The 22430-nt window shown below is 54.6% G+C and carries 16 protein-coding genes and 1 tRNA gene; 4 read left to right on the top strand and 13 right to left on the bottom strand.

The features are described 5' to 3' along the window. The 4 genes from R0J87_RS01245 to R0J87_RS01230 all read right to left on the bottom strand — a co-directional run. The coding region (locus R0J87_RS01245) for a transposase (protein WP_498883804.1) at positions 1 to 262 on the bottom strand (262 nt) is incomplete at its 3' end. A gap of 145 nt (positions 263 to 407) precedes the next feature. Beyond that, positions 408 to 1850, bottom strand: a complete 1443-nt coding sequence (locus tag R0J87_RS01240; protein ID WP_498883782.1) for an NAD(P)(+) transhydrogenase (Re/Si-specific) subunit beta — start codon at positions 1848 to 1850, stop codon at positions 408 to 410. A 16-nt stretch (positions 1851 to 1866) separates the two neighbouring features. Further along, positions 1867 to 3438, bottom strand: coding sequence for a Re/Si-specific NAD(P)(+) transhydrogenase subunit alpha (locus R0J87_RS01235; RefSeq protein WP_498883781.1), 1572 nt, complete (start codon positions 3436 to 3438; stop codon positions 1867 to 1869). Positions 3439 to 3678: 240 nt separating this feature from the next. After that, positions 3679 to 4602 carry a LysR family transcriptional regulator gene (locus R0J87_RS01230; protein WP_498883780.1) on the bottom strand — a complete coding sequence of 308 codons (924 nt, stop codon included), beginning with the start codon at positions 4600 to 4602 and terminating at the stop codon, positions 3679 to 3681. Between the two features lie 169 nt (positions 4603 to 4771). On the opposite strand from R0J87_RS01230, the gene speB reads away from it, so the two are divergent. Beyond that, positions 4772 to 5674 (top strand): agmatinase, encoded by a 903-nt coding sequence (gene speB / locus R0J87_RS01225; protein ID WP_498883802.1) that lies wholly within the window; start codon positions 4772 to 4774, stop codon positions 5672 to 5674. 29 nt (positions 5675 to 5703) lie between these two features. Here speB and R0J87_RS01220 read toward each other — a convergent pair whose 3' ends face one another. Further along, positions 5704 to 5934 carry a hypothetical protein gene (locus R0J87_RS01220; protein WP_404344076.1) on the bottom strand — a complete coding sequence of 77 codons (231 nt, stop codon included), beginning with the start codon at positions 5932 to 5934 and terminating at the stop codon, positions 5704 to 5706. A gap of 89 nt (positions 5935 to 6023) precedes the next feature. Beyond that, positions 6024 to 7790: an ABC transporter transmembrane domain-containing protein gene (locus tag R0J87_RS01215; RefSeq protein WP_498883778.1), complete on the bottom strand. Its 1767-nt coding sequence runs from the start codon at positions 7788 to 7790 to the stop codon at positions 6024 to 6026. 393 nt (positions 7791 to 8183) lie between these two features. Here R0J87_RS01215 and R0J87_RS01210 point away from each other — a divergent pair, with 393 nt between their 5' ends. Beyond that, a complete protein-coding gene (locus tag R0J87_RS01210; protein ID WP_498883776.1) occupies positions 8184 to 8576 on the top strand; it encodes a DUF4149 domain-containing protein in 393 nt (130 codons plus the stop codon). A 10-nt stretch (positions 8577 to 8586) separates the two neighbouring features. Here R0J87_RS01210 and R0J87_RS01205 read toward each other — a convergent pair whose 3' ends face one another. The 4 genes from R0J87_RS01205 to R0J87_RS01190 form a co-directional block, all read right to left on the bottom strand. Continuing rightward, positions 8587 to 9870, bottom strand: a complete 1284-nt coding sequence (locus R0J87_RS01205; protein ID WP_498883774.1) for an MFS transporter — start codon at positions 9868 to 9870, stop codon at positions 8587 to 8589. Between the two features lie 227 nt (positions 9871 to 10097). Next, positions 10098 to 10304 (bottom strand): cold-shock protein, encoded by a 207-nt coding sequence (locus R0J87_RS01200; RefSeq protein WP_159343401.1) that lies wholly within the window; start codon positions 10302 to 10304, stop codon positions 10098 to 10100. A 335-nt stretch (positions 10305 to 10639) separates the two neighbouring features. Continuing rightward, positions 10640 to 11914, bottom strand: a complete 1275-nt coding sequence (locus R0J87_RS01195) for an O-acetylhomoserine aminocarboxypropyltransferase/cysteine synthase family protein (protein WP_498883773.1) — start codon at positions 11912 to 11914, stop codon at positions 10640 to 10642. Positions 11915 to 12630: 716 nt separating this feature from the next. Beyond that, positions 12631 to 12701: transfer RNA gene (locus tag R0J87_RS01190), tRNA-Leu, on the bottom strand. Between the two features lie 336 nt (positions 12702 to 13037). Here R0J87_RS01190 and R0J87_RS01185 point away from each other — a divergent pair. Continuing rightward, positions 13038 to 14600 carry an ATP-binding protein gene (locus R0J87_RS01185; RefSeq protein ID WP_498883772.1) on the top strand — a complete coding sequence of 521 codons (1563 nt, stop codon included), beginning with the start codon at positions 13038 to 13040 and terminating at the stop codon, positions 14598 to 14600. A 625-nt stretch (positions 14601 to 15225) separates the two neighbouring features. Here the strand turns inward: R0J87_RS01185 and hglS are convergent. The 3 genes from hglS to R0J87_RS01170 are packed head-to-tail and all read right to left on the bottom strand — an operon-like array spanning position 15226 to position 20956. Continuing rightward, on the bottom strand, positions 15226 to 16587 hold the full coding sequence (gene hglS, locus R0J87_RS01180; protein WP_498883770.1) for a 2-oxoadipate dioxygenase/decarboxylase HglS: 1362 nt from the start codon (positions 16585 to 16587) through the stop codon (positions 15226 to 15228). Beyond that, complete coding sequence (ydiJ, locus tag R0J87_RS01175) at positions 16584 to 19706, bottom strand: D-2-hydroxyglutarate dehydrogenase YdiJ (RefSeq protein ID WP_498883768.1); 3123 nt, start codon at positions 19704 to 19706, stop codon at positions 16584 to 16586. The genes hglS and ydiJ overlap by 4 nt, the downstream gene beginning before the upstream one ends. Beyond that, positions 19703 to 20956, bottom strand: coding sequence for a 2-aminoadipate transaminase (locus tag R0J87_RS01170; protein ID WP_498883766.1), 1254 nt, complete (start codon positions 20954 to 20956; stop codon positions 19703 to 19705). Before R0J87_RS01170 ends, ydiJ begins: the two co-directional genes overlap by 4 nt. A gap of 451 nt (positions 20957 to 21407) precedes the next feature. On the opposite strand from R0J87_RS01170, the gene R0J87_RS01165 reads away from it, so the two are divergent. After that, positions 21408 to 22403, top strand: coding sequence for a TAXI family TRAP transporter solute-binding subunit (locus tag R0J87_RS01165; RefSeq protein ID WP_498883764.1), 996 nt, complete (start codon positions 21408 to 21410; stop codon positions 22401 to 22403). The last annotated feature ends 27 nt before the right edge of the window (positions 22404 to 22430 follow it).

Below are 22430 nucleotides of genomic sequence, written 5' to 3'. Positions count from 1 at the left end.
CGACGTTGACTTGGATCTCGCGCATCAACTGGCGCTCGCTACGAATGCCAAACAGATAGCCGATAAACAAGGCCTTGAAGAGCAGCACGGGATCAAGCGCAGGCCGACCATTATCAGCGCAGTAAAGATGACGGACGCGCTCGCGGATAAAGCTGAAGTCGAGGGCGGCCTCAATCTGACGCAACAGATGGTTCGAGGGCACGAGTTCTTCAAGCGTGACCATCTCTAGTTCGTGCTGTTGGGGGGAAGGGTCTTTGAGCATATCGGCCACCACTAAAAACGATACGCTTATCAAAGCAAAACCCTGGCCGAAGGGCCAGGGCTTTGTCAGCAGTCTGAGGGGAGCCATTGGCTCCCCTGTTCGTCACGCGTTGTGAATCAGTACCTGTTCCTAACGACTTACTGGCTTAATCCACTAGCGGTAGCAGCGCATTCAAGCTATCGCGGGCATCGCCGTAGAACATGCGCGTGTTGTCCTTGAAGAACAGTGGGTTCTCGATACCCGAGTAGCCGGTGCCCTGGCCACGCTTGCTGACGAACACCTGCTTCGCTTCCCACACTTTGAGCACTGGCATCCCTGCGATAGGACTGTTGGGGTCCTCTTCGGCGGCGGGGTTCACGATGTCGTTAGAGCCGATGACGATAACCACGTCGGTCGTGGCGAAGTCGTCGTTGATCTCATCCATCTCCAGCACGATATCGTAAGGTACCTTGGCTTCCGCCAGCAGCACGTTCATATGTCCTGGTAAGCGCCCGGCCACGGGGTGAATGCCAAAGCGTACGGTTTTACCCGCGGCACGCAGCTTGCGAACTAAATCGCTCACCGCCGTTTGCGCTTGCGCCACGGCCATGCCGTAACCCGGCACGATAATGATGCTATCGGCATCGTTAAGCGCCGTGGCAACGCCGTTGGCATCAATCGACACCTGCTCGCCTTCGATCTCGGCTGCAGGCCCTTTCGTGCCTCCAAAGCCGCCCAGAATCACGCTGACGAAGTTGCGGTTCATCGCCTTACACATAATGTAAGAGAGAATCGCCCCGGAGGAGCCCACAAGCGCACCGGTCACAATCAGCAGGTCGTTGGAGAGCGTGAAACCAATCGCCGCCGCCGCCCAGCCGGAGTAGCTGTTCAGCATGGAGACCACCACCGGCATATCCGCCCCGCCGATGCCCATGATCAGGTGGTAGCCGATAAAGAACGCCAGCGCCGCAATCACCAGCAGCGTCCAGAAGCCTGCGCCGTTGAGGTACATAATCGCCAACAGCAGCGAGAGCGCCGCCGCACCGGCATTCAGCATATGGCCGCCGGGCAATTGCTTTGGCTTGCCATCTACTTTGCCTGCGAGCTTGCCGAAGGCAATCACCGAACCGGTGAACGTCACCGCGCCGATAAAGATACCCAGCACCACCTCGATTTGTAGGAACGTTAGCTCATCGGGCGCTTTGGTCGCCACCAAGGCAGCAAAGGCGGAAAACTGGTCCAGCGATGCCTCAGCGGCACGAGCCGCCATCACCCGGCGGCGCTCAAGATCGGCACTCCAGGCAACGAATACCGCCGCCAGGCCCACAAAGCTGTGCAGCGCGGCCACGAGCTGAGGCATCTCGGTCATCTCGACCTTGCCCGCCACATAGGCCCCGATGCCTGCGCCAATCAACATCATGGGAATTAGCCACCAGTAGGCGCCAATGCCAGGGCCGAACGAGGTGAAAAACACCGCCAATGCCATACCGACAATGCCGTACCACACGGCCCGCTTGGCCTTTTCCTGATTACTCAAGCCGCCCAGCGACAGAATAAACAGCACGCTTGCCGCAATTGCTGCGGCAGATACGAATCCTTGCTCTAACATATCGTCTCTCCGCCGCTTAGGATTTTTGGAACATGGCCAGCATCCGGCGTGTCACCAGGAAGCCACCCACGATATTGATAGACGCGATCAGTACTGAAATACCCGCCAGCACGCTCACCAACGCGCTGCCTGAGCCAATCTGCAGTATCGCCCCCAAAATAATGATGCCGGAAATGGCGTTGGTTACCGCCATCAGCGGCGTATGCAGCGAATGGCTCACCTTCCAAATTACCTGGAAGCCGATAAAGCAGGCCAGTACGAACACAATAAAGTGCTGCATAAATGACGCAGGCGCGACTAACCCCAGTAGCAGCATCAGCGCGCCGCCCACTGCCAACATGGTCACTTGGCTCTTCGTTTGCGCTTTGAAGGTGGCAAGCTCGGCGGCTTTCTTCTCTTCTGGAGTCGGCGCTTTCTCTTTTTTCTTCGGTTTGGCGGCCGCGATGGCTTTTACCTTGGGCGGCGGCGGTGGGAAGGTGACTTCCCCTTGGTGGGTGACCGTGGCCCCCCGAATGACGTCGTCTTCCATATTGTGATGGATCACGCCGTCTTTCTCAGGGGTGAGGTCGGTGAGCATGTGGCGAATATTGGTGGCGTACAGCAGCGATGCCTGTGTCGCCATGCGTGAGGGGAAGTCGGTATAGCCGACCACTACCACGCCGTTATCGCTTACCACCCGCTCGTCGGGCTGGGTCAGGTCGCAGTTACCGCCTTTCTCGGCGGCTAAATCCACAATCACCGAACCGGGCTTCATGGCCGCCACCATGTCTTCCAGCCACAGCTTGGGCGCGGGCCTGCCAGGAATCAGCGCCGTGGTAATGACAATATCCACATCCGGTGCCTGTTCGCGGAAGCACTCCAACTGCTTTTCACGGAACTCAGGGCTTGAGGGCGAGGCATAGCCACCACTTTCAGAACCGTCCTGACTATCCTCAAAGTCCAGAAACAGGAACTCGGCGCCCATGGATTCGATCTGCTCGGAAACCTCCGGGCGCACGTCAAAGGCGCGCACTACTGCCCCTAAGCTGGTCGCGGTGCCAATCGCCGCTAAACCTGCCACCCCAGCACCGATCACCAATACCTTGGCAGGCGGTACTTTGCCTGCGGCGGTCACTTGGCCGGTAAAGAAACGGCCGAAGTTATTGCCCGCCTCAATCACCGCCCGGTAGCCCGCAATGTTGGCCATCGAAGAGAGCGCATCCATCTTCTGCGCCCTAGAGATACGCGGCACCATGTCCATCGCAATGACGGTGGCACCCTGGGCTTTGCAGGTTTCCAGCAGCGCTTCGTTTTGAGCTGGCCAGAAAAAGGCGATCAGCGTTTGGCCTTCGCGCAGCTGTTTGGCTTCACTTTCCGACGGCTCGCGAACTTTAATCACCACCTCAGCGTCGCGCCACAGTGCGTCGGCGCTGTCTACCACCGTCACACCAACATCACGATAAGTGTCGTCATTAAAACCCGCGGCCAGGCCTGCACCTGTCTCAACCAGGCACTCATGGCCAAGCTTTTGCAGCTGCTTTGCACTCTCGGGGGTCAGCGCGACCCGCGCTTCTCCCCGAGCACTCTCTTTTGGTGCGCCTATTTTCACACGCCTTCTCCCTTAGTTTACCCGCGTTCAGCGCCCTCCCCTCGTGGCTGGGGTAGTGGCTGGGATAATGGCTGGGATAGTAGCCCCAGCACTCTTGAGCGCTGTCTATTCACTATTGCGCAAGAAACGCGCCAGCTAGCAGTTTAGGATCTAACGCGAAGCCTGCCAGTGACCATTCAACCTTTGATTCAACTGCGTTGTTTATCTACAACATATTGATATCAAAAAGAGAGCGTCGGCTTAACGGCTGGCACTCTTCGCAAACGCCGTGAGCTCGTTATAGAGCCACACGTTTGTTGGGGCGTTGGCGTAGAGGCTGTGCTGAATTAGCGTCATGGTTAACGCGGGGAGCTCATCGGGAGGGGCCACGATCCGCACGGGCAGCATCGCGACAAAGCGTTCCGCCATTTGTAGCGGCAGAGTAATAATCGCATCGGTCAGCGCCACCACGCGCGCTGCGGCAATGTAGTTAAGGTTTTTCGAAATCACCCGGCGGCTAAGCCCTTGCTGGGCCAGGCAGTTTTCAATTCGACTCGGTAGCAGGCCACTAATATCCGCCAACTCTACATGGGGCTGGCGGGCAAACTCCTCTAACCCCAGCGCATCGCCAACGTGGGGATTCTGCTGAGCGGCCAGACACACAAGTTCTTCATGCATCCAGGGCGTTTGCACTACACCGTTGGGTAGCGATGACTGGCTATCCAGCCCCACCACCATATCGACTTGGCGCTGCTCTAACGCCTCACTAAGCACCTCCGGCGTAATCAGCTCAATGGAAAAACTGATGCCCGGCGCATAGCTCAACAGCTGGCTAAGAAACGCCGGGTACATGACCTCTTCAAAATAGTCCGTGGTGGCCAGGGTAAAACGGCGGGTACTGGTCGCTGGCTCAAAGGATGCGGGAGGTGCTAAGCCTGTCTGCAATGATGCCAACGCCTGCTGCACCACGGGTAGCAGCGCCATGGCGCGTGGCGTTGGCTGCAAGCCCTGCTCAGTGCGCACCAATAGTGGGTCGTCTAGCGCCTCGCGCAGGCGCTTGAGCGCATGGCTGAGCGCTGGCTGGCTGAGATGAAGCTTCTCAGCAGCACGGGTGACATGGCGCTCGCGCATCAGCGTCTCAAACACCAGCAGAAGATTTAGATCAAAGTGGCGAAGAGAACGCATAGCACCTCACTATTCATGGTGTGAATGATTTCATTCTAAACATTCATTTCATTTATCGCGAAAAATTCCTTATCGTCGCGCTTCCTTGAGCAGCCCCGCTCGCGCTTGCCACCCTTTTCTTGCTGCTGCACACCATAGGAGTACACGTTAGGTGACCCCATCTCAGATCATGCCCAGCCTGTTTGGTGACGTTATCTCCACGTTTATGGGCGTGCCCAAAGCGACCGACCCCAACGCCACCGATGCTGAAGTCGTGGTTAGCGGCGTACCGTTTGATCTAGCGTGCTCTGGCCGTTCAGGCACCCGCATGGGGCCGAACGCGATTCGCCAAAGCACCGCCAACCTGATTTGGGAAGGCAAACGCTGGCCGTGGGATTTTGCTCTGGAAGATCGCCTACGGGTGTGCGATGCCGGCAATCTGGATTACGCCTACGGCGAGCCAGAAAGCCTGGTAGACAACCTGGAAACCCATGCCATGCGCTGGTTGAAAGCGGGCAAAAAGATGCTGACGCTGGGCGGCGACCACTACATCAGCCTGCCGCTGCTGCGCGCCCATGCCCGTGAACATGGCCCGCTGGCACTGATTCACTTTGATGCCCATACCGATACCTATGAGCAAGGCACGCGTTTTGATCACGGCACCATTTTCCACCACGCCCTCAAAGAAGGCCTGGTAGTGCCGGAGCATTCGCTGCAAATTGGCATTCGTACCAGCTATGACCGCAACAACCACCCTTACGAAGTGCTGGATGCCGATTGGGTAAACGACCACGGCCCTGCGGCGGTACTGGAGCGGCTTCGTGCACGAGTGGGTCATCACCCGGCGTACGTTACGCTGGATATCGACGGGTTGGACCCTGCCTTCGCACCGGGCACCGGCACGCCGGTATGCGGCGGCATGTCCACCGACCTGATGCTGAAAGTAATGCGCGGCATGGTGGGTATGGAACTAGTGGGTATGGACTTAGTGGAAGTAAACCCCGCCTACGACCACGGCGACATTACCTCGCTGGCAGCAGCCACGCTGGGGTTAGAGTTTCTTTACACCCTGGCAGCCTCCAAAAAGGCGTAGGCGTTTCGCCGCTCACCTTGCGGAAGCGCTCAGCGCAGGGTCAGGTCAATGACCAACAATAGCGCCAGCGCGCCCACAGAAGGCCAGGGGCTTTTTAACACCACGCCAAACAGGGTGAGCGGAATCAAAACGGTCAGCGCTGCCAACACATGCGGCAGCGCAGCCACTCCGTTCGCCCACATACTGGCAATCGCGACCAGCCCCAACAGGCCTAAGCACAGCCCTAGCCAAACGCCTCGTTGACGAAACCGTGACGGCATCTTCTAGTCTCTCTTTTTCTAGTCTCTCTTTGTCATATCAGGTGTAGCGCGGGGACGCTGGCACCTTGCGGTGACAAGCAGCGCTTCGCTCATGGGTGTTGCCCAAACTGCAGCGCTGCAAGGTGGCGATAGAGGTCACTGCTCTCCATGAGCGCCGCATGAGTGCCTGATGCCACCAGCCGCCCTTCTTGAAACACTAATAAACGATCCGCGTGCACCACCGTCGCCAAACGGTGCGCAATCACGATGCTGGTTCGCCCCTGCATCAATCGGTCTAACGCATGTTGTACCAGCCGTTCGCTTTCCGCATCCAGCGCGCTGGTGGCTTCATCCAACAGCAGCACCGCCGGATTCTTTAGCAGCGCACGGGCAATGGCCAGCCGCTGACGCTGACCACCCGAGAGCTGCACGCCGCCCGGCCCTAGTGGCGTGTTGAACCCTTGCGGTAACGCCTCGATAAACATCAGCGCATTGGCATCTTGGGCGGCAAGGCGTAGCTGCTCCTCAGTGGCGCTTGGGCAGCCATAGCGAAGGTTATCCGCCACCGTGCCACTAAACAGCACCGGCGACTGGGCAACCAGCCCTAGGGCACTGCGCAGTTCGGCCAGCGCTAAGGTGCGAATATCCACGCCATCCAGCGTTACGTGGCCCTGATCTGGGTCGTAAAAGCGCAGTAGTAGCGCCAGCAGCGTGCTCTTGCCCGCACCGGAGGGCCCCACCACCGCTACCCGCTCGCCGGGCTGAATATCAAGGTCGATATCGTCCAGCGCAGGGGTATCGCGGCCCGGGTAGGTAAAACGAACATGGGCTAACGTCAGCGCGCCTTGGGGTGGCTGAGCCAGCGCCACTGGTTGAACCGGAGACTGAATCGTGGGGGGCGTATCCAGCAGCTCCAGCAGGCGCTCAGCGGCCCCAGCGGCGCGCTGTACATCGCCCGCCACTTCGGCCAGCGTCGCAACTGCCCCGGCTGCCAGCACGGCGTAGAAGATAAACGCGGAGAGCTCTCCTGCGCTCATGCTGCCTTCCAGCACCGCAAGTCCGCCTTGCCACAGCATCACGCCCACGGCGCTAAACACCACTAGCATGGCCACACCGGTCAGCCATGCCCGCTGGCGGGTACGCGCCACCGCACTGCTAAATGCTTGCTCGACGCGCTGGCCGTAGTGGCGTCGATCATCGGCTTCATGGGTGAAGGCTTGCACGGTTTGCAGGCCGCTGAGCGCCTCTTCGGCGTAGCGGCCCAATTCAGCGACATGATTCTGGCTGGTGCGCGAGAGCCGCCGCACTCGACGGCCGTACCACACAATGGGCAGCAGCGTCGCGGGAATGCCCACCAGCACCAAGGCAGAAAGCCAAGGCTGGGTCAGCAGCATCAGTACCACCGCGCCAATCAGCATGACGCCATTGCGCAGCGCCAAGGAAATCGACGAGCCAAACAGGCTCTGCAGCACGCTGGTATCCGCAGTGAGCCGTGAGGCGATCTCTCCTGCGGCGCGCCCCTCACTCGCGCTTTCAAAAAAGCTGGGCTCCAGAGTGAGCAAATGCTCAAACACCCGCTGGCGTAAATCTGCAGCTAACCGCTCACCGATCCAGGTCACTTGGTAATAGCGCAGCGCCGAGGCTGCCGCTAACAGCGCCACCACCCCCAGCATTAGCCCCAAGGTGGTGGCGAGGGCGGCTGCATCAGCAGCAAGAAAGCCCTGATCAATCACTAGCCGCAGGCCATTACCCAGCAACAGAACGCTACCGGAGGCAACCAATAAGGCACACCCTGCAAGCGCCACGCGCAGGCGATAAGGGCGTATAAACCTCAACAGCCTTAGTAAAATGCGGTGGTTAGAAGAACGTGTGGGCATAAAATTCATGCGCCTCTGTGGTAGACATACAGTATCCCGATACAAGGCAATAAGGTTCCTCGCCTCAGGTGAGCGTTGACACTGAAGAGCGATCATACAGAGCAGGCATCAATGAGTAGATGCTAAGCTGCTTCTTCAGTAGTAACCCTTGTTCAATAACGAGATGACCATGACACAACCCATCACACCACCCGCTTCTAATAATCGCCTACCGTGCCGAGGCTGCACCGCAGATTGTCGAAACTATGCTACGTGTGGTGGTAAGCCCTGGCGAAATTAACACCCAGCACGACCTACTCTTTAATAGCATGCGCGCAAAATAACTTGTACATTAATTGTACTGAAAAGGTGGAAACATCAGATCAGTACCATTTTTTTCAAGAGGAAACGCGCATGCTCACTACCCTATCCCTATGGCTAGCGTCCTTTTTATTTGGCGGGATGAGCCTCTTTTCTTTTGGTTTTGCAGCCTTTCTATTGTCTAGTCTTCCAAATAATACGGCTCGCGCTACCATTCGCAGCGCCTTCCCATTTTTTTACCTGTTTGTTCTGATTGTATCGATGCTGACAGCGCTGCTTATATGGCGAATCGATCACGTATCTTCCCTACTCATGGCTGGTATTGCACTATCGGTCATCCCCACCCGGCAATGGCTGATGCCTGCGATCAACCGTGCCACTGATGCAGGACAGCGCACTCGATTCAAACTGCTGCACAGCCTTTCAGTGGGCATTGGGCTCACGCATATCATCGTGAATGGCTACGTGTTAGCTAGATTTGTCTAAACAACACCGGTCAGCTCTGCTCAGAAGCAAGACTCTCCTCATAGGGCTCGCCATTTTCATCTAGCAGCTGCTGGTCGTAGGCCGCCTGAAGGCCCGTTTCTTCTTCGCTTTCCGGTTGAAAGGTGGCCTCCTCGGTCCAGTAATCGATATGCCCAGGATAAATAGGCGACATCAGCGCAACGAATACCCCAACGACACAAAAAATAGAAAACGCATTCGCATAACCAAGTGTATCAACCAATGTACCAATAACAGGCGACCCCACTGCTTGGCCCAGCGCGCAAGCAATAAACGGCAACACAGGCCCCATGGAAAGACGCCCAGGTAAGAGGCGAATACCGGTCATTAAATACAAACCCGTCAAACTCATATAAGCCCCGCCAAACACCAAGGCAGAAAACATCGCTAAACCTAACTGGCTAGGACTAGCGGCGAGCAGCACCAAACTGGCAGAGAGCATCATTAACATGAGCGCTTGCGTGATCGGCGGATTATTTCTATCCGCTAAATCACTCACCACGGCCCCACCCAATCCAGCCAGACCAGCGGCAAACCACAGCCAGCCAGTTAAATGCCCCGACAAGCCGCCCAACGAGACCAGAAGATCCGGTGCAAATAGCCAATACGGTGCCGATACAAAGCCCATGGCAAATGCAAATAAAGCAAGACGAATTAGGCGCGACCACTGCTGCCGCGTAAGAGGCGGGGGAGGCGCAGCATTCGCAGGAACCACGCGTGACACAGAGGGAATAAACAGCCAAGCCGCCAACACACCGCAACCAGCTAGTACCGCAAACGCGATGTAAGTAACGCGCCATGCATCTGAGAGAAACACCACCGTAGGCACGGCCACCATAATGCCGATGCTCGTCCCAGCATTCATGATGGAGCTGACGCGCCCGTGCATGTTACGGCTGACCAACGCCTGCATAGCAGCCGTGAGGGCAGGCATCATTAAGCCTGTACAAATACCACACACGAAGACGCCACTACCCAGCATCAGCGCGCTGCTCGCCTGACTAATGAGGGCCAAACCAGCGGCCCCTATCAAACCCGACAGCATGGCCAAATACCGGGCGCCCAACCAATCAGCAGCAAGGGGTGCAACGAGCGTAGCCAGTACGAAACTGACAAACGGCAGCGCCCCGATAATGCCGATGACATTCGGCGTTATTGACAGCTCTGCACTCATAGACGGCACGAAAAGGCCAAATGCGAAGCGCGCCAGCCCGTAGCTAATCGCCACAAGCGCGGCCCCAAAAAAGGCAAAGCCTATGTTCGATAAGGTTTTCATACAGAGCACTCCACCGCCGCACTTTGCCTGAATGTAGATACCGAGGCCATCTTGCAAGTGCCGCTCGTGAAGAGCAATGCGTTAACGTCACCGTTTAATAAAAGCCATGCACAAATTGCTTTGCCAATTAAAAATTTAATCCTTGTTTAAAACGCAAAAAACCCCGCCATAAGCGAGGTTTTTAAAGCTGACCGGCTAAGCCGGCCGCTAACATTCAATCTATGTGATTAATCCATCACTTGAATGTTAGATGCCTGAAGGCCTTTTTGCCCTTGCGTGACATCAAAAGCAACCTTTTGACCATCTTGCAGGGATTTAAAGCCATCAGCCTTAATTTCGGAAAAGTGAGCAAACAGATCGTCGCCGCCCGCTTCAGGAGAGATAAAGCCGAAGCCTTTTGCGTCGTTAAACCACTTTACAGTACCAGTTGCCATGATCGAAATCCTCGATTTAGCGAAATAAATGCCGGGAAATACCCGAGTTACATTGGGTACAACAAGAAACTTTCACCAGGCTCAAACGCTAAATGCTTCGATACAACTGACAACGTGCAACTTGCTAACCAACGAAGGGCAGTCTGCGCTTCTGTCAGTATTACGTCAACCGTATCAGCAGAACAATTTTATAATCTGCTTTATCTCACTGTTTATGCTCTTTATCTTTCGATGCATCATGTCGAATATTGATGCGTTAACGCATCAAGGGCGGTATCGCCCCCTGCGGTCGCAATGCCAAGCACGTCATGCAGAGCGACCGCAGAGAGGGCGTACTATACCTGCGAAGCAGCGAGGGCTTGATCAATATCTGCAAGCAGATCCTCAATATGCTCAATCCCTATCGAGAGGCGAACCATATCCGGAGTAACGCCCGCTGCTTTGAGCTCCTGCTCGTTGAGCTGGCGGTGGGTAGTAGACGCGGGAATAGACGAGCAGCTCTTCGCATCGCCGATATTTACTAGGCGCAAAATCAGGGTCAATGCATCATAAAAACGCTCACTGGCAGCTTGCCCGCCTTTGATCCCAAAGCTCAAAATGCCTGATGCGTGTCCGTTCATGTAGTGTTGGGCAAGGGTATGGTCGGCATGACTTTCTAGGCCTGCATATTTCACCCATGTCACCAGTGGGTGGTTCTCTAAATGTGATGCAACCGCGTGCGCATTCGCGCAAATGCGCTCAATACGCAGCGATAAGGTTTCTAACCCCTGCAGCAAGTTCCAAGCCGCTTGTGCTGAAAGCGCCGCTCCCATATTGCGTAAAGGCACCACACGGGCACGAGCAATGAACGCCGCGTCGCCCACATCGCGTGTATAGCTGACGCCATGGTACGAAATATCAGGCTCATTGAGCAGCGGAAAGCGTTGGGCATTGTCAGCCCAGGGAAACTTACCCGAATCCACAATAACGCCGCCCACCGTGGTGCCATGGCCGCCTATATATTTGGTAGCAGAATGAACGACAATATCTGCGCCATGTTCAATCGGGCGACACAAAAACGGGGTGGCGGTGGTGTTATCCACAATCACAGGAACACCGTGTCGATGCGCGGCTTCGGCCAGCTTCTGGAGGTCCACCACACAGCCAGAAGGGTTGCCAATGCTTTCACAAAAAACGGCTTTGGTGCGATCGTCAATCAGCGCTTCAATACCGGCGATGTCGTCTTTGTCAGCAAACCGCACTTGAATACCTTGGCGTGGCAGCGTGTGGGCAAAAAGGTTGTAGGTGCCGCCATACAGCTCGCTAATTGAAACAATGTTATCGCCCGCTTCGGCAATTGTTTGGATGGCATAGGTAATCGCTGCCATGCCCGACGCCACGGCTAACCCCGCGATCCCTCCTTCAAGGGCCGCAACACGCTGCTCTAATACGGCACACGTGGGATTCATGATGCGCGAATAAATATTCCCCTCTACTTTAAGGTCAAATAAATCCGCCGCATGTTGCGCACTATCAAACGAAAAAGAGGTGGTTTGATGGATAGGTACCGCGACGGCGTGCTGGTTATCTGGCGCGTAACCATGGTGGAGAGCAATCGTTTCCGGCTTCATAGAGGTGGCTCGCTGTTAAATAAAGAATCCTTCTGATCCTAAACAAGCCCCCAGATGAAGGCCAACGTCGTTTAGTCTGACGAGCTCTTTTTGGCCGATGTGGCGCTGTCACCAACAGTCAATACACGCTTGATCAGCCACCGTTGCTTTGAAAGCAACAAACTCACCGGTTTAAGCACTCGTTCCTGCCCGCCAAGTCGCTTAGCGTTACCTATACCCATAACGACATATACAACGGCAAGGACAGGACATGCGTTCATCACCTTTTTTCACCCAGCAGCAAATGAACGATGCGGTGGCAGTGCGCCACCAAACTCAATCAGTGAGTACTCGCATCAATTTGGACTACGGAGTCGCATGGCAACTTAAAAAATGAATTTATCACGCGGCGAGAGCTGCCTGATGCCCTTTTAGACTTCATAGAGCTTTTTGTATCACAAACAATTATTGAACATGGCAGAAATACTGCAGGGGAATAGTTCTAATTAAGCCGTGAAACCAGCATTCATTAAGGATCCAGGGATATGCTAATTACCGCGTAATTTAGTGCCAAAAGCGGCGCGCTTACACATACCCAGTAGCAAGAAAAGACCAAAGATCATAATCGAATGGACATACGAGTCATGTAACGAAGATGCTGTGACCACGATTTGGTCACAGGATGGTCACAGCCAAAACAAAAGGGCTTACGCGTTAACGTAAGCCCTTGATATGTTTGGCGCGCCCGGCAGGAATTGAACCTGCGACCTTCGGCTTCGGAGGCCGGTTTAAGCCGCACAAGCATCGCCCTTCCCCACCGTCAAAAAACCAATAAACAATATTTAAAACAACAATTTAATTAACATTCTAATGCATTTCAAATCTTCTCTATCACACCCATTAACGCCATTCTGTGCCCTCCATTGTCAAAACGTTGGCACACACCGTGACTTTTCTGTGTCCTGTTTTCTACCAAATTTGACCTCTGGTCACCGCGCACTACGGACTCCTTTAATTGATTCGGCTACGCGTAGAACGCCAGCAGTACCTATGCAAAAAAACACAGCTCCATACGCGCCACCTGCCCTTATCGCCACCGTGCTAAACTGTCCTGTGTTTCATCGGTTCAGCATTGGAGGCCAGCATGCCAGCTGCTCATCGTCGTAAGCTGCCTATAGGCATTCAAACTTTTTCGGATATCCGAGAAGGCGGCTATTACTACGTCGACAAAACGCCGTTCATTGAAAAGCTGGCGAACCAAAACAAATACTATTTTCTCTCCCGCCCGCGTCGCTTTGGCAAAAGCCTGCTGCTAGATACCCTGGGCTGCCTATTTGAAGGCCGCGAAGCGCTATTTGACGGGTTATATATTCACGACAAGTGGGACTGGCAGCAGCGATACCCGGTGGTGCGTTTAAGCTTTGGCAATGGAGTGGCGGCTGACAGAGAGGACCTAGATGCGAACATTCGATATCAGTTGCAGCAGCAGCGTGCACGTCTGCAGATTACGTCGACGCCTCCTAAGCGTATTGCGGACGACTTTGCTAGCTTGATTGAGCAAGCGCATCGTGTTCACGGTCAACGCGTAGTAGTGCTGATCGACGAGTACGATAAACCCATCCTTGATAATATTCTCGATAGCGATAGGGCGCGCGAACTGCGCGAAGGTCTGAAAAACCTCTATAGCGTGCTGAAAGATGCCGACCCCCACCTGCACTTTGTACTGCTGACCGGCGTTTCCAAGTTCAGCAAAGTCAGCCTGTTTTCAGGGCTGAACAATCTGCGCGACATCACACTCTCATCAGACTATGCCGCTATCTGTGGCTATACCGACCACGATGTGGATACGGTGTTTGCGCCTGAACTGCCTGGGCTTGAGCGTGACGAGATTCGCCGCTGGTACAACGGCTATCGCTGGGGCGGGCAAGACGTGTCCAGCGTTTATAACCCGTTTGATGTATTGCTATTGTTAGAAGAGCGGAAATTCACCCCTTACTGGTTTGAAAGCGCTACCCCTACGTTTTTAGTAGAACTGCTAAAAAAACGCGGTGTGTTCACTCCTGCCTTGAGCCAATTGCAAACAGAAGCCGAATTGTTAGGCCGCTTTGATGTCGACCATATCGCCACCGAAGCGCTCTTGTTCCAAACGGGCTACCTTACCGCGCATGCTGTCGAGGAGCCGATGACCGGTTATTGGCTCTACACCTTGGGCTACCCCAACCTTGAGGTGGAAACCAGCCTTAACCAAGCGCTTTTACCTGTGCTGGGTGTGCAAACCCCTCCTCGGGAGCGACTTACGCTGTTCCGTAACTTGCAAGCGCACGACCTCCAAGGCCTGGAAACCCACCTCAAAGCGCTTTATGCCGGTTTGCCACACGACTGGTACCGCAACAATCCCATTGCCCAATACGAAGGCCATTACGCCAGCGTGTTTTACAGCCACTTCGCCGCGCTGGGTGTGAATGTGACGGTGGAAGACGCCAGCCACCACGGCAAAGTGGATATGAGCATCGACTTTAACGGGCATGTTTACCTGTTTGAATTCAAGGTGGTTGAACAACTGCCTAAAGGCAAAGCGATTGAGCAGATCAAAACCAAGGGCTATGCCGACAAGTACCGTGCTAGCGGCAAGCCTATTCACTTAGTAGGCGTAGAGTTTTCCAGCGCTCAACGGCAAATCGTAGCGTTTGACGTGGAGACGCTGTAGTACGCTGCTGTTCATCATAGTCCACTACTTAAGCTCGACGAAAAAACTGGGCACAAAGGCCAGCCTGTTAACAAAACGTCAATAGACGTATCTTAAGCTTGTCTCTTAGCGCTCCGTTTCCTGTACCTGAATCAGAACCATATATAGCTCTCTACTGACAGGATATTTTTTTGCAACACACTACAGCCATTTGCATTAAACCACCTAGATTGTAATTTGCGGCTCGATCGCATTATGTCACTGCATATTGGGTCCACTTAGCAGCTAGGCTGTCATTAAGGTCGAGCTCAATCTATTCTGCTCTTTTAAAAGATTTTACGACTTTTCCTTTTTATCTCTTTGCCTAGCAAAATAAATGAGACAACTAACAAAACAGCTAAAAAATATCGAAAACGCCAATATCATGAGAGCAGCGGTTAGCATATTAAATTTACCTCCCCAACATGTCGCACTACTATTAGCTATAGCACTAATAAACTGATGCATTGTGAGTAAGCATTTGCCAAGGAGCACGTATTCTTAAGCTACTTTTGTGCAAGCAACCTGTAAGGCTCCAATGATATTCATATTCAAAAAAACACATGCAGCACAGGCTTGCGCTGCATGTGTTGCTAAAAGCAACGATTTAATATTTCAAGCTTTCCAGCACCTTCAATTTAGAGCCATTTTCGCGCTCTGCATAGAGCGATAATTCGTCTGTCACCTGAGTTCCCAACGCTTCTTCAAATGCATCACGATTGGCGTTACCCACATAGGCTTCGCTATCTGTACCGCCCAGATTAGACTGGAAAATCCCCGCCGCGCTAACCGGCAGAAAATCTTCATAAGTGATCGGCTGCGCTTCCACTAAGCCCTGGGCGATTAACGTCTCCATATCGGCATTGCCAATATCGCCCGCGACCTGGCCTTTCTCGGTCAGATGATAGTGAAAATACGCTAACGCCTCACGGCGCATGGCCTCGTCGTTATCAGGAAACTTGGCGAATACGTTTTTCATCACCGCTTGGTGTGCGGCGTTATCTAACCCTGCGGTTTGCTTGCGGCCTTCAGTCAGCAGCTGGTCATAAAGCGCACGGCCTTTTGGTGTTAGCGCCACTCCGCGCTGCTCTATTTCACCAAAACGAGCGGTGTGGGTGCCTTGAGCGTCACCGGCAAAGCGGATGGATTCCTCTAACGCTTTAAAGCTGGTTTGGCGCAGCAAAATGGGACACTCACGACGCGGCGGCCCCTCAATGACGGCTTTAGGGTTCATGCCCATGTCCGGCATGCGGCGCTGTACGTCGTCGATATCCAGGGTGCGTGGTGTGAGGTGATTAATATGTGGCCCTTTAAAGCACACCACATCGGCAATCAGGCGGTGCTCATCGTGTAGAGCTTGGTACGTTTCCAGATCCACCGTGGCATCCTGATGCCAACGGAAGGTTTCCAGGGCTTCTTTTACGAACTGATCGGCCTCTTCGCTGGTTAGTCCACCTTGGGTTTCATGACGCTCAATAAGCGTGCGCACGCCTGGGGTAAAAATATCGCGCTGAGCCAGAATCTCTTCGGCACGCTGGCGCAGCGCCTCACTTTCAATCAACTCTAAACGCAGTAGCGAGGTAAAAATACGGAACGGGTTCATCGCCAGCGCGTCATCGTCGATGGGCCGGAAAGCGGTTGAGTGAACCGGCACGCCCGCTTCAGAAAGATCGTAATAACCCACTGGATACATGCCCATCACGGCAAACAAGCGGCGCAGCATAGAAAGCTCTGCAGCGGTTCCCACGCGAATCGCCCCGTGGCGCTCTACGCTCAAGCGGGCCAACTCACCCTGCGCTTCCAGGCGGCGGTGAAGTTCCGGCTGCTGGCTTAGGGTTTCTTGGTTAACGCGTTCGACGAGTTCCAGCAGCGTGCCGTACTGCGGCACTTCGGCCTGATACATGGCCGACATCGCTTTAGAGAAACGGTCGCGAACATCATTGGTTGAAAGAAGATTCGGTTTGGTCATTTCGTTGCTCTCTCTTGCCTATTGTTGGGATAACGATGAGGTGCCGACATCAATTGCGCCAATAGCGCCTGGAGCGGGTGCGGCAGGGTTTGCGCCGAGTAGCGCTTCACCTGGCTGCGGCAGGAGTAGCCGGTGGCGAGCAGCTTGCCTGCGTTCTCCTCTGCTTCGACCTGGGGCTGCCACGACTGGGCATAAATCGTTTTAGAGGTGGCGACGTTACGGGTCTCATGGCCGTAGGTGCCGGACATGCCGCAGCAGCCCGTGGTGGCCAGCTCTAACTGCAAACCAAACGCTGCAAATACCTGCTGCCACGCTTTTGGGCTGCCCGGCGCGTTGGTTTTTTCGGTGCAGTGGGAAAGCAGCTTAAAGCCTGGGTCTTTGAGCGTTAGCTGGCCGGGGGCGAGGGTGTTGACGCGGGTCGCTAACCACTCCTGCAGCATCAGTACGTTCGGCACTTGCTCAGGGCCCAGCGCTTTCACGTACTCCTGGCGGTAGGTCAGCGTCATGGCAGGGTCGATGCCTACCATGGGCACCTCGAACTCACTAAGCGCGCGAAGGCGTTTGGCCTGCTTTTCTGCCGTGCGCTCAAAGGCACCTAAAAAGCCCTGTACGTGCAGCGGCTTGCCGTTGGCGGAAAACGGCATGACAAACACGCGCAGGTTCAGCCGCGATAGCAGCTCTACCACATCCATCACCAGCTTGGCTTCAAAGTGGGTGGTGAAAGCGTCTTGCACAATCACTACGCTGTTGGCCCGCTGCTGCTCGGTGAGTAGCGCAAGCGATGTGGGCGTGGCTTCCGCAACGCCCCAGGCGCGCAGCTGTTTTTTCACGCTAGCGCGAGATAGCGCGGGGGAGTCGCTAATACCGAGCCCCTTCTGCATCAGCTGTTCTACCCAGCGCTGGCCAAGGGTGGCGTTGTATAGCGGGGCCATCTTGGTTAACGCAGGCAGCATAAATTCGGTGCCGCCAATCACGTAATCCCGCAGCGGGCGCAGATAGCGGCCGTGATACACCTCTAAAAACTGTGAGCGGAACTGCGGTACGTTGACTTTGATCGGACACTGGCCCGCGCAGGACTTACACGCCAAGCAGCCCGCCATGGCGTCGTAGACTTCATGGGAGTAGTCGTGGTGCTGCTGGCGGCTAACGGTGTTCATCACCCGCTTGGGGAAGCTTTTAATAAAGCCCCAGGTGCGCTCGGCTTTCTTTTTGCGCGACTCTTCCACCACGTCGATGCCCGCTTGCGACTGCAAGCGCAGCCATTCACGAATCAGGCTGGCGCGGCCTTTAGGGGAGTGGCGGCGGTCGCGGGTGGCCTTCCACGATGGGCACATGGGGTCGTCCACATCGTAGTTGTAGCAAGCGCCGTTGCCGTTGCAGTACACCGCTGCGTCATAGGCCTGCCAGGCCCGCTCGTCAATGGTGCGGTCTAGCTGGCCACGCATGGGCACGCCATCGACGGTGAGCAGTTCCGGGTCGCTCTCTTTGGCGATCAGCGCGGTGTTGTCAGAAGGCGAAGCAATCTTGCCTGGGTTGAGCTGATTGTGTGGGTCGAAGGCCGCTTTTATCTGCTGCAGGCAGGGGTAAAGCTCACCGAAGAACTTCGGCCCGTACTCGGAGCGCACGCCTTTGCCGTGTTCGCCCCACAGCAGCCCGCCGTACTTCTGGGTGAGCGCAGCGACTTCATCAGAAATCTCGCGAATCAGCGCTTCCTGGGCGGGGTCTTTCATATCCAGAGCCGGGCGCACGTGCAGCACCCCCGCATCCACATGGCCAAACATGCCGTAAGAGAGCTTGCGCGCATCCAACGCGGCGCGGAACTCGGTAATGAAGTCGGCCAAGTGTTCCGGCGGAACAGCGGTGTCCTCCACGAACGGCAGCGGACGCTTCTCCCCCTGAACGTTACCCAGCAGACCCACCGAGCGTTTGCGCATGGCATAGACTTTTTGGATCTGCGGGCGGCCTTCCGCCAGGGTGTAGCCTAGCCGCTCCACGGTGGCATCCTGGCTAAGGTGCTGGGTAAACGCTTTTACACGCGCTGCCAGCTGTTCGGGGTCATCGTCGTTGAACTCGATCAGGTTGATGCCCTGAATGGGCGTGCTGCCCGCCGGGAAAAATTCCGCCACGCTGTCCCAAACGAAGTCTTCCATCGCCAGTTGCAGCACGGTGTCGTCCACGGTTTCAATGGACGTTGGCTTCGCGCTGCTGGCCATCAACGCTTTGGCATCCCGCAAGGCATCCATAAAGCTCGGGTAGCGCACGTTGACCAGCGTGGAGTGCTGGGGGATCGGCAAGACGTTGAGCACGGCTTCGTTTAAAAAGCCCAGAGAGCCTTCCGAACCGCACAGCAGGCTATTCAGGTTAAGCTGGCCCTCTTCGCGCAGATGCGCCAGGTCGTAGCCGGTCAGGCAGCGGTTGAGCGGCGGGAACGTCGAATCAATCAGCTCCCGCTGTTGATCGATAATCGCAGCGGCGGTTTGGTGTACTTTACCCAGCACGCCTGCTTGAGCCAGCGCCTGCTGCTCCTCTTCCGCGCTGAGTGAGCGGCTGTGTAAATGCTGCCCGCCGAGCAGAATCGTATCCAGCTCTAACACGTGGTGGCGGGTTTTGCCGTACTGGCAGCTACCTTGCCCGCTGGCATCGGTGGAGATCATGCCGCCAATGGTGGCGCGATTGGATGTCGATAGCTCAGGGGCGAAAAACAGCCCATGGGGCTTTAGCGCGGCGTTTAGCTGGTCTTTGACCACGCCTGCCTGTACCCGCACCCGGCGGGCAGCCACATCGATCTCAAAAATTTGGTTCATGTGGCGGGAGACATCCACCACGATGCCATCGGTCAGCGACTGGCCGTTGGTGCCGGTGCCGCCGCCCCGCGGGGTGAGGACGATATCCCGATGAGGTAGCTCGGAGGCGAGCTTGGCAAGGCGCTCTAGGTCTTCGGCGTGTTTGGGAAATACCGCCGCCTGGGGCAGGCGCTGATAAATCGAGTTATCCGTCGCCAGCACGGTGCGGTTGGCGTAATCCGGCGCGATTTCGCCTTCAAACCCGCGGGCACGTAGGGCTTCGAGAAATTCAACATACTCACTTTGAACTGCCACTTCGCTGACCATTGCGATCATGCTTCGAGCTTCTCCAGCGCTTGCTCGATGAGCCCTAGCCCTTCTGCCATAACGTCTGTTTCAGTGGTCAATGGCGGTAATAAGCGTAAAACGTTACGCTTGCGACCACTGGGCATTAACAAAACGCCAGCATCACGTCCCGCGACCAACAAGTTAGCTAAGTGCTCTCCACCGGTGGCATTTTCGGTGTCTTCAAAGACGATACCGCGCATCGCGCCAACACCAGTCATGGCCCCTTGCATGGGAAAACGCTCGCTTGCTTTCCAGCGCTGGTAAGCACCCACAATCGCAGCTTCTTGGGCATTACCCCATTCGCTTAGCGCCTCGTCTTGCATGATATCCATCACTGCCAATGCAGCTGCACACGCAACCGCATTGCCTGAATAGGTGCCTCCCAACGCGCCTTTGGGTAAGGCATCCATTAACTCTTTACGCCCTACCAAAGCAGCCAGAGGAAGACCTGAGGCAATGCTTTTTCCTAACAGAATCAGGTCGGGCTCGATGCCGAGGTGACTGAAGCCAAAGCGTTTACCGGTTCGTCCGAAGCCTGATTGGATTTCGTCACAAATCAATAAAATACCGTGCTGATCGCAGATTGCCCGCAGCGCTTTAGCAAACTGGGGGCAAAGTAAGCGAAAACCGCCTTCCCCTTGAACAGGTTCAACGACGACACAAGCCACTTCACTGGGGGCAATCTCTACGTCAAATACACGCTCTAGGGCCGCCAATGACTGCTCGGCGGATATCCCACTATCCTGGCTAGGAAAAGGCAGGTGATAAACCGGGCCAGGGAGCGCGCCTAAACCGGCTTTGTAGGGCTTAACTTTCCCATTCAAATTGAGCGCAGCCAACGTGCGGCCATGGAAACCATCGTCAAATGCAATCACGCCCTGACGACCCGTGACACCACGGGCAACTTTCAATGCATTTTCTGTCGATTCCGCACCACTGTTTGTCAGCATGCACCCCAGCGGATAAGAAACCGGCACAAAATGGTCAAGACGTTCTGCGACAGAAAAATAACCACGATGAGGCAAGGCGTTAAAAGCCGAATGCATGAGTGTTTCGACCTGGGCCTTGACAGCTTCTACAACCGCTGGGTGGCTGTGCCCTAGGTTAAGTACACCAATACCGCCAATAAAATCGATATAACGCTGCCCTGCCTCATCCCATACCTCTGCATTACGCCCTTTAGTAATACAAATCGGATGAAGGATGCCTAATGCACTGCTGACGTAGGGAAGATCCATCGTCGTAAACACTCCTGAAATTGACGTGTGTTCCCTTATAAAACAGCTTCATATAGCAGATCACAAACGAAAAAAAACGCCTAATGCATGCCAAGTAGGAATGAACAGACAATTGATGCTTGAGTTATAAGCAAAGACAGTAGCATTCCAAAGCACTCACTTGTCGCCAGCAACTATTTCACAAAGATGACTAATAGATGGATGCGCTATGTTGATAACGCTGATAGAACAGCATGGTTATCGGGTACATAAGGGAATTATGAAAAACATAATTCATGAGAAAATGGAATGCGTATGCAACTTAATTTCTTTTGTCTGTAGGGCTTCATGCGTGAACAATAGTCGCTTACCGTTTCGCGACATTGTTTCTGATCGGAACCCCAGTCGGCCGGGCTGCGAAAACATGCTAAGCATAATTTTATTACAAATATTTTAATTAGCAGGAGTAAATATGAAGAATTTCCCCTCTAAAGCACTGTGTGGTGTTGGCGCTACTCTTTTATTAGCGGGCTGTGGTGGCGAGAGTAAACCTAATATCGCTATTGGGCCCCCTGCCAGTACCACTCAAAGCGTTTCTCAACTACTTTTTGATGCCTACGGTATTGGTAGCGATAAGTACAATACCTATCAAGAAGGGTTTGGTGCTGCACTCGACGGTGTGCAAGATGGCAACATCGATATTTCTATCGGTATTCTTGGTTTACCTTCTGGCAGCATCGAGAACTTACAAGCCTCGAGCGGCGATGCGCGCCTAATTAGTTTAAGCGATGACGCTATTGACCATATTGAAGAGAACAGTGCCTATAAACGCTTTACGATTCCCGCTAATAGCTATGCTTTTCAAAGTGAAGATGTAAACACTATTACGGCTTATGCCATTTTAGTTGGTAACACAAATACTATTGATGAAGACCTAGGTTATGAACTAGCGCGTTTAATGCATGAACATGCTGAAGAAAACACGCACTCCCAATCTGCGTTCATTACCCTTGAAAATGCACTCAATGGTTCAGAAGGTCTACCCATTCACCCCGGTGCTAAAAAATATTACGAAGAGCAAGGCCTCACCGTAAATAACCCGGTTGCGGAGCTTGGCGAAACTGAAGCCAAAGAAGAGTTTATTTTAGGTACCGGTAGCCAAGGCGGCACTTACTACCCTCTAGGCGGTGAGATGGCCACCATTTGGAACCGTTACCTGGAAAACTATAACTTCACCAATATTGAAACTGGCGCTTCAATCGAAAACCTGGTCAGCATTCGTGATAACGGCATGGATCTCGGGATGACCGTACACGCACCGGCACAAGATGCCGTTGCCGGACGCGGAGAGTTCGAAAGTGGCGCGATTGATAACGTTGCCTTTATCGGACACATTTACCCTGAAGTCATTCAGATTGTGACCCGTGAACGCTCCAATATTGACAGCCTAAGTGATCTAACCGATTGATGTTCCCCTTTCGCCGCTGGCTAAGCC

The organism is Halomonas sp. SIMBA_159 (genome assembly GCF_046536035.1).
In the GTDB taxonomy this organism is placed as follows: domain Bacteria; phylum Pseudomonadota; class Gammaproteobacteria; order Pseudomonadales; family Halomonadaceae; genus Vreelandella; species Vreelandella venusta_A.
The sequence above is the reverse complement of the archived record's forward strand: the minus strand, read 5'-3'. Positions and strand labels throughout refer to the sequence as shown.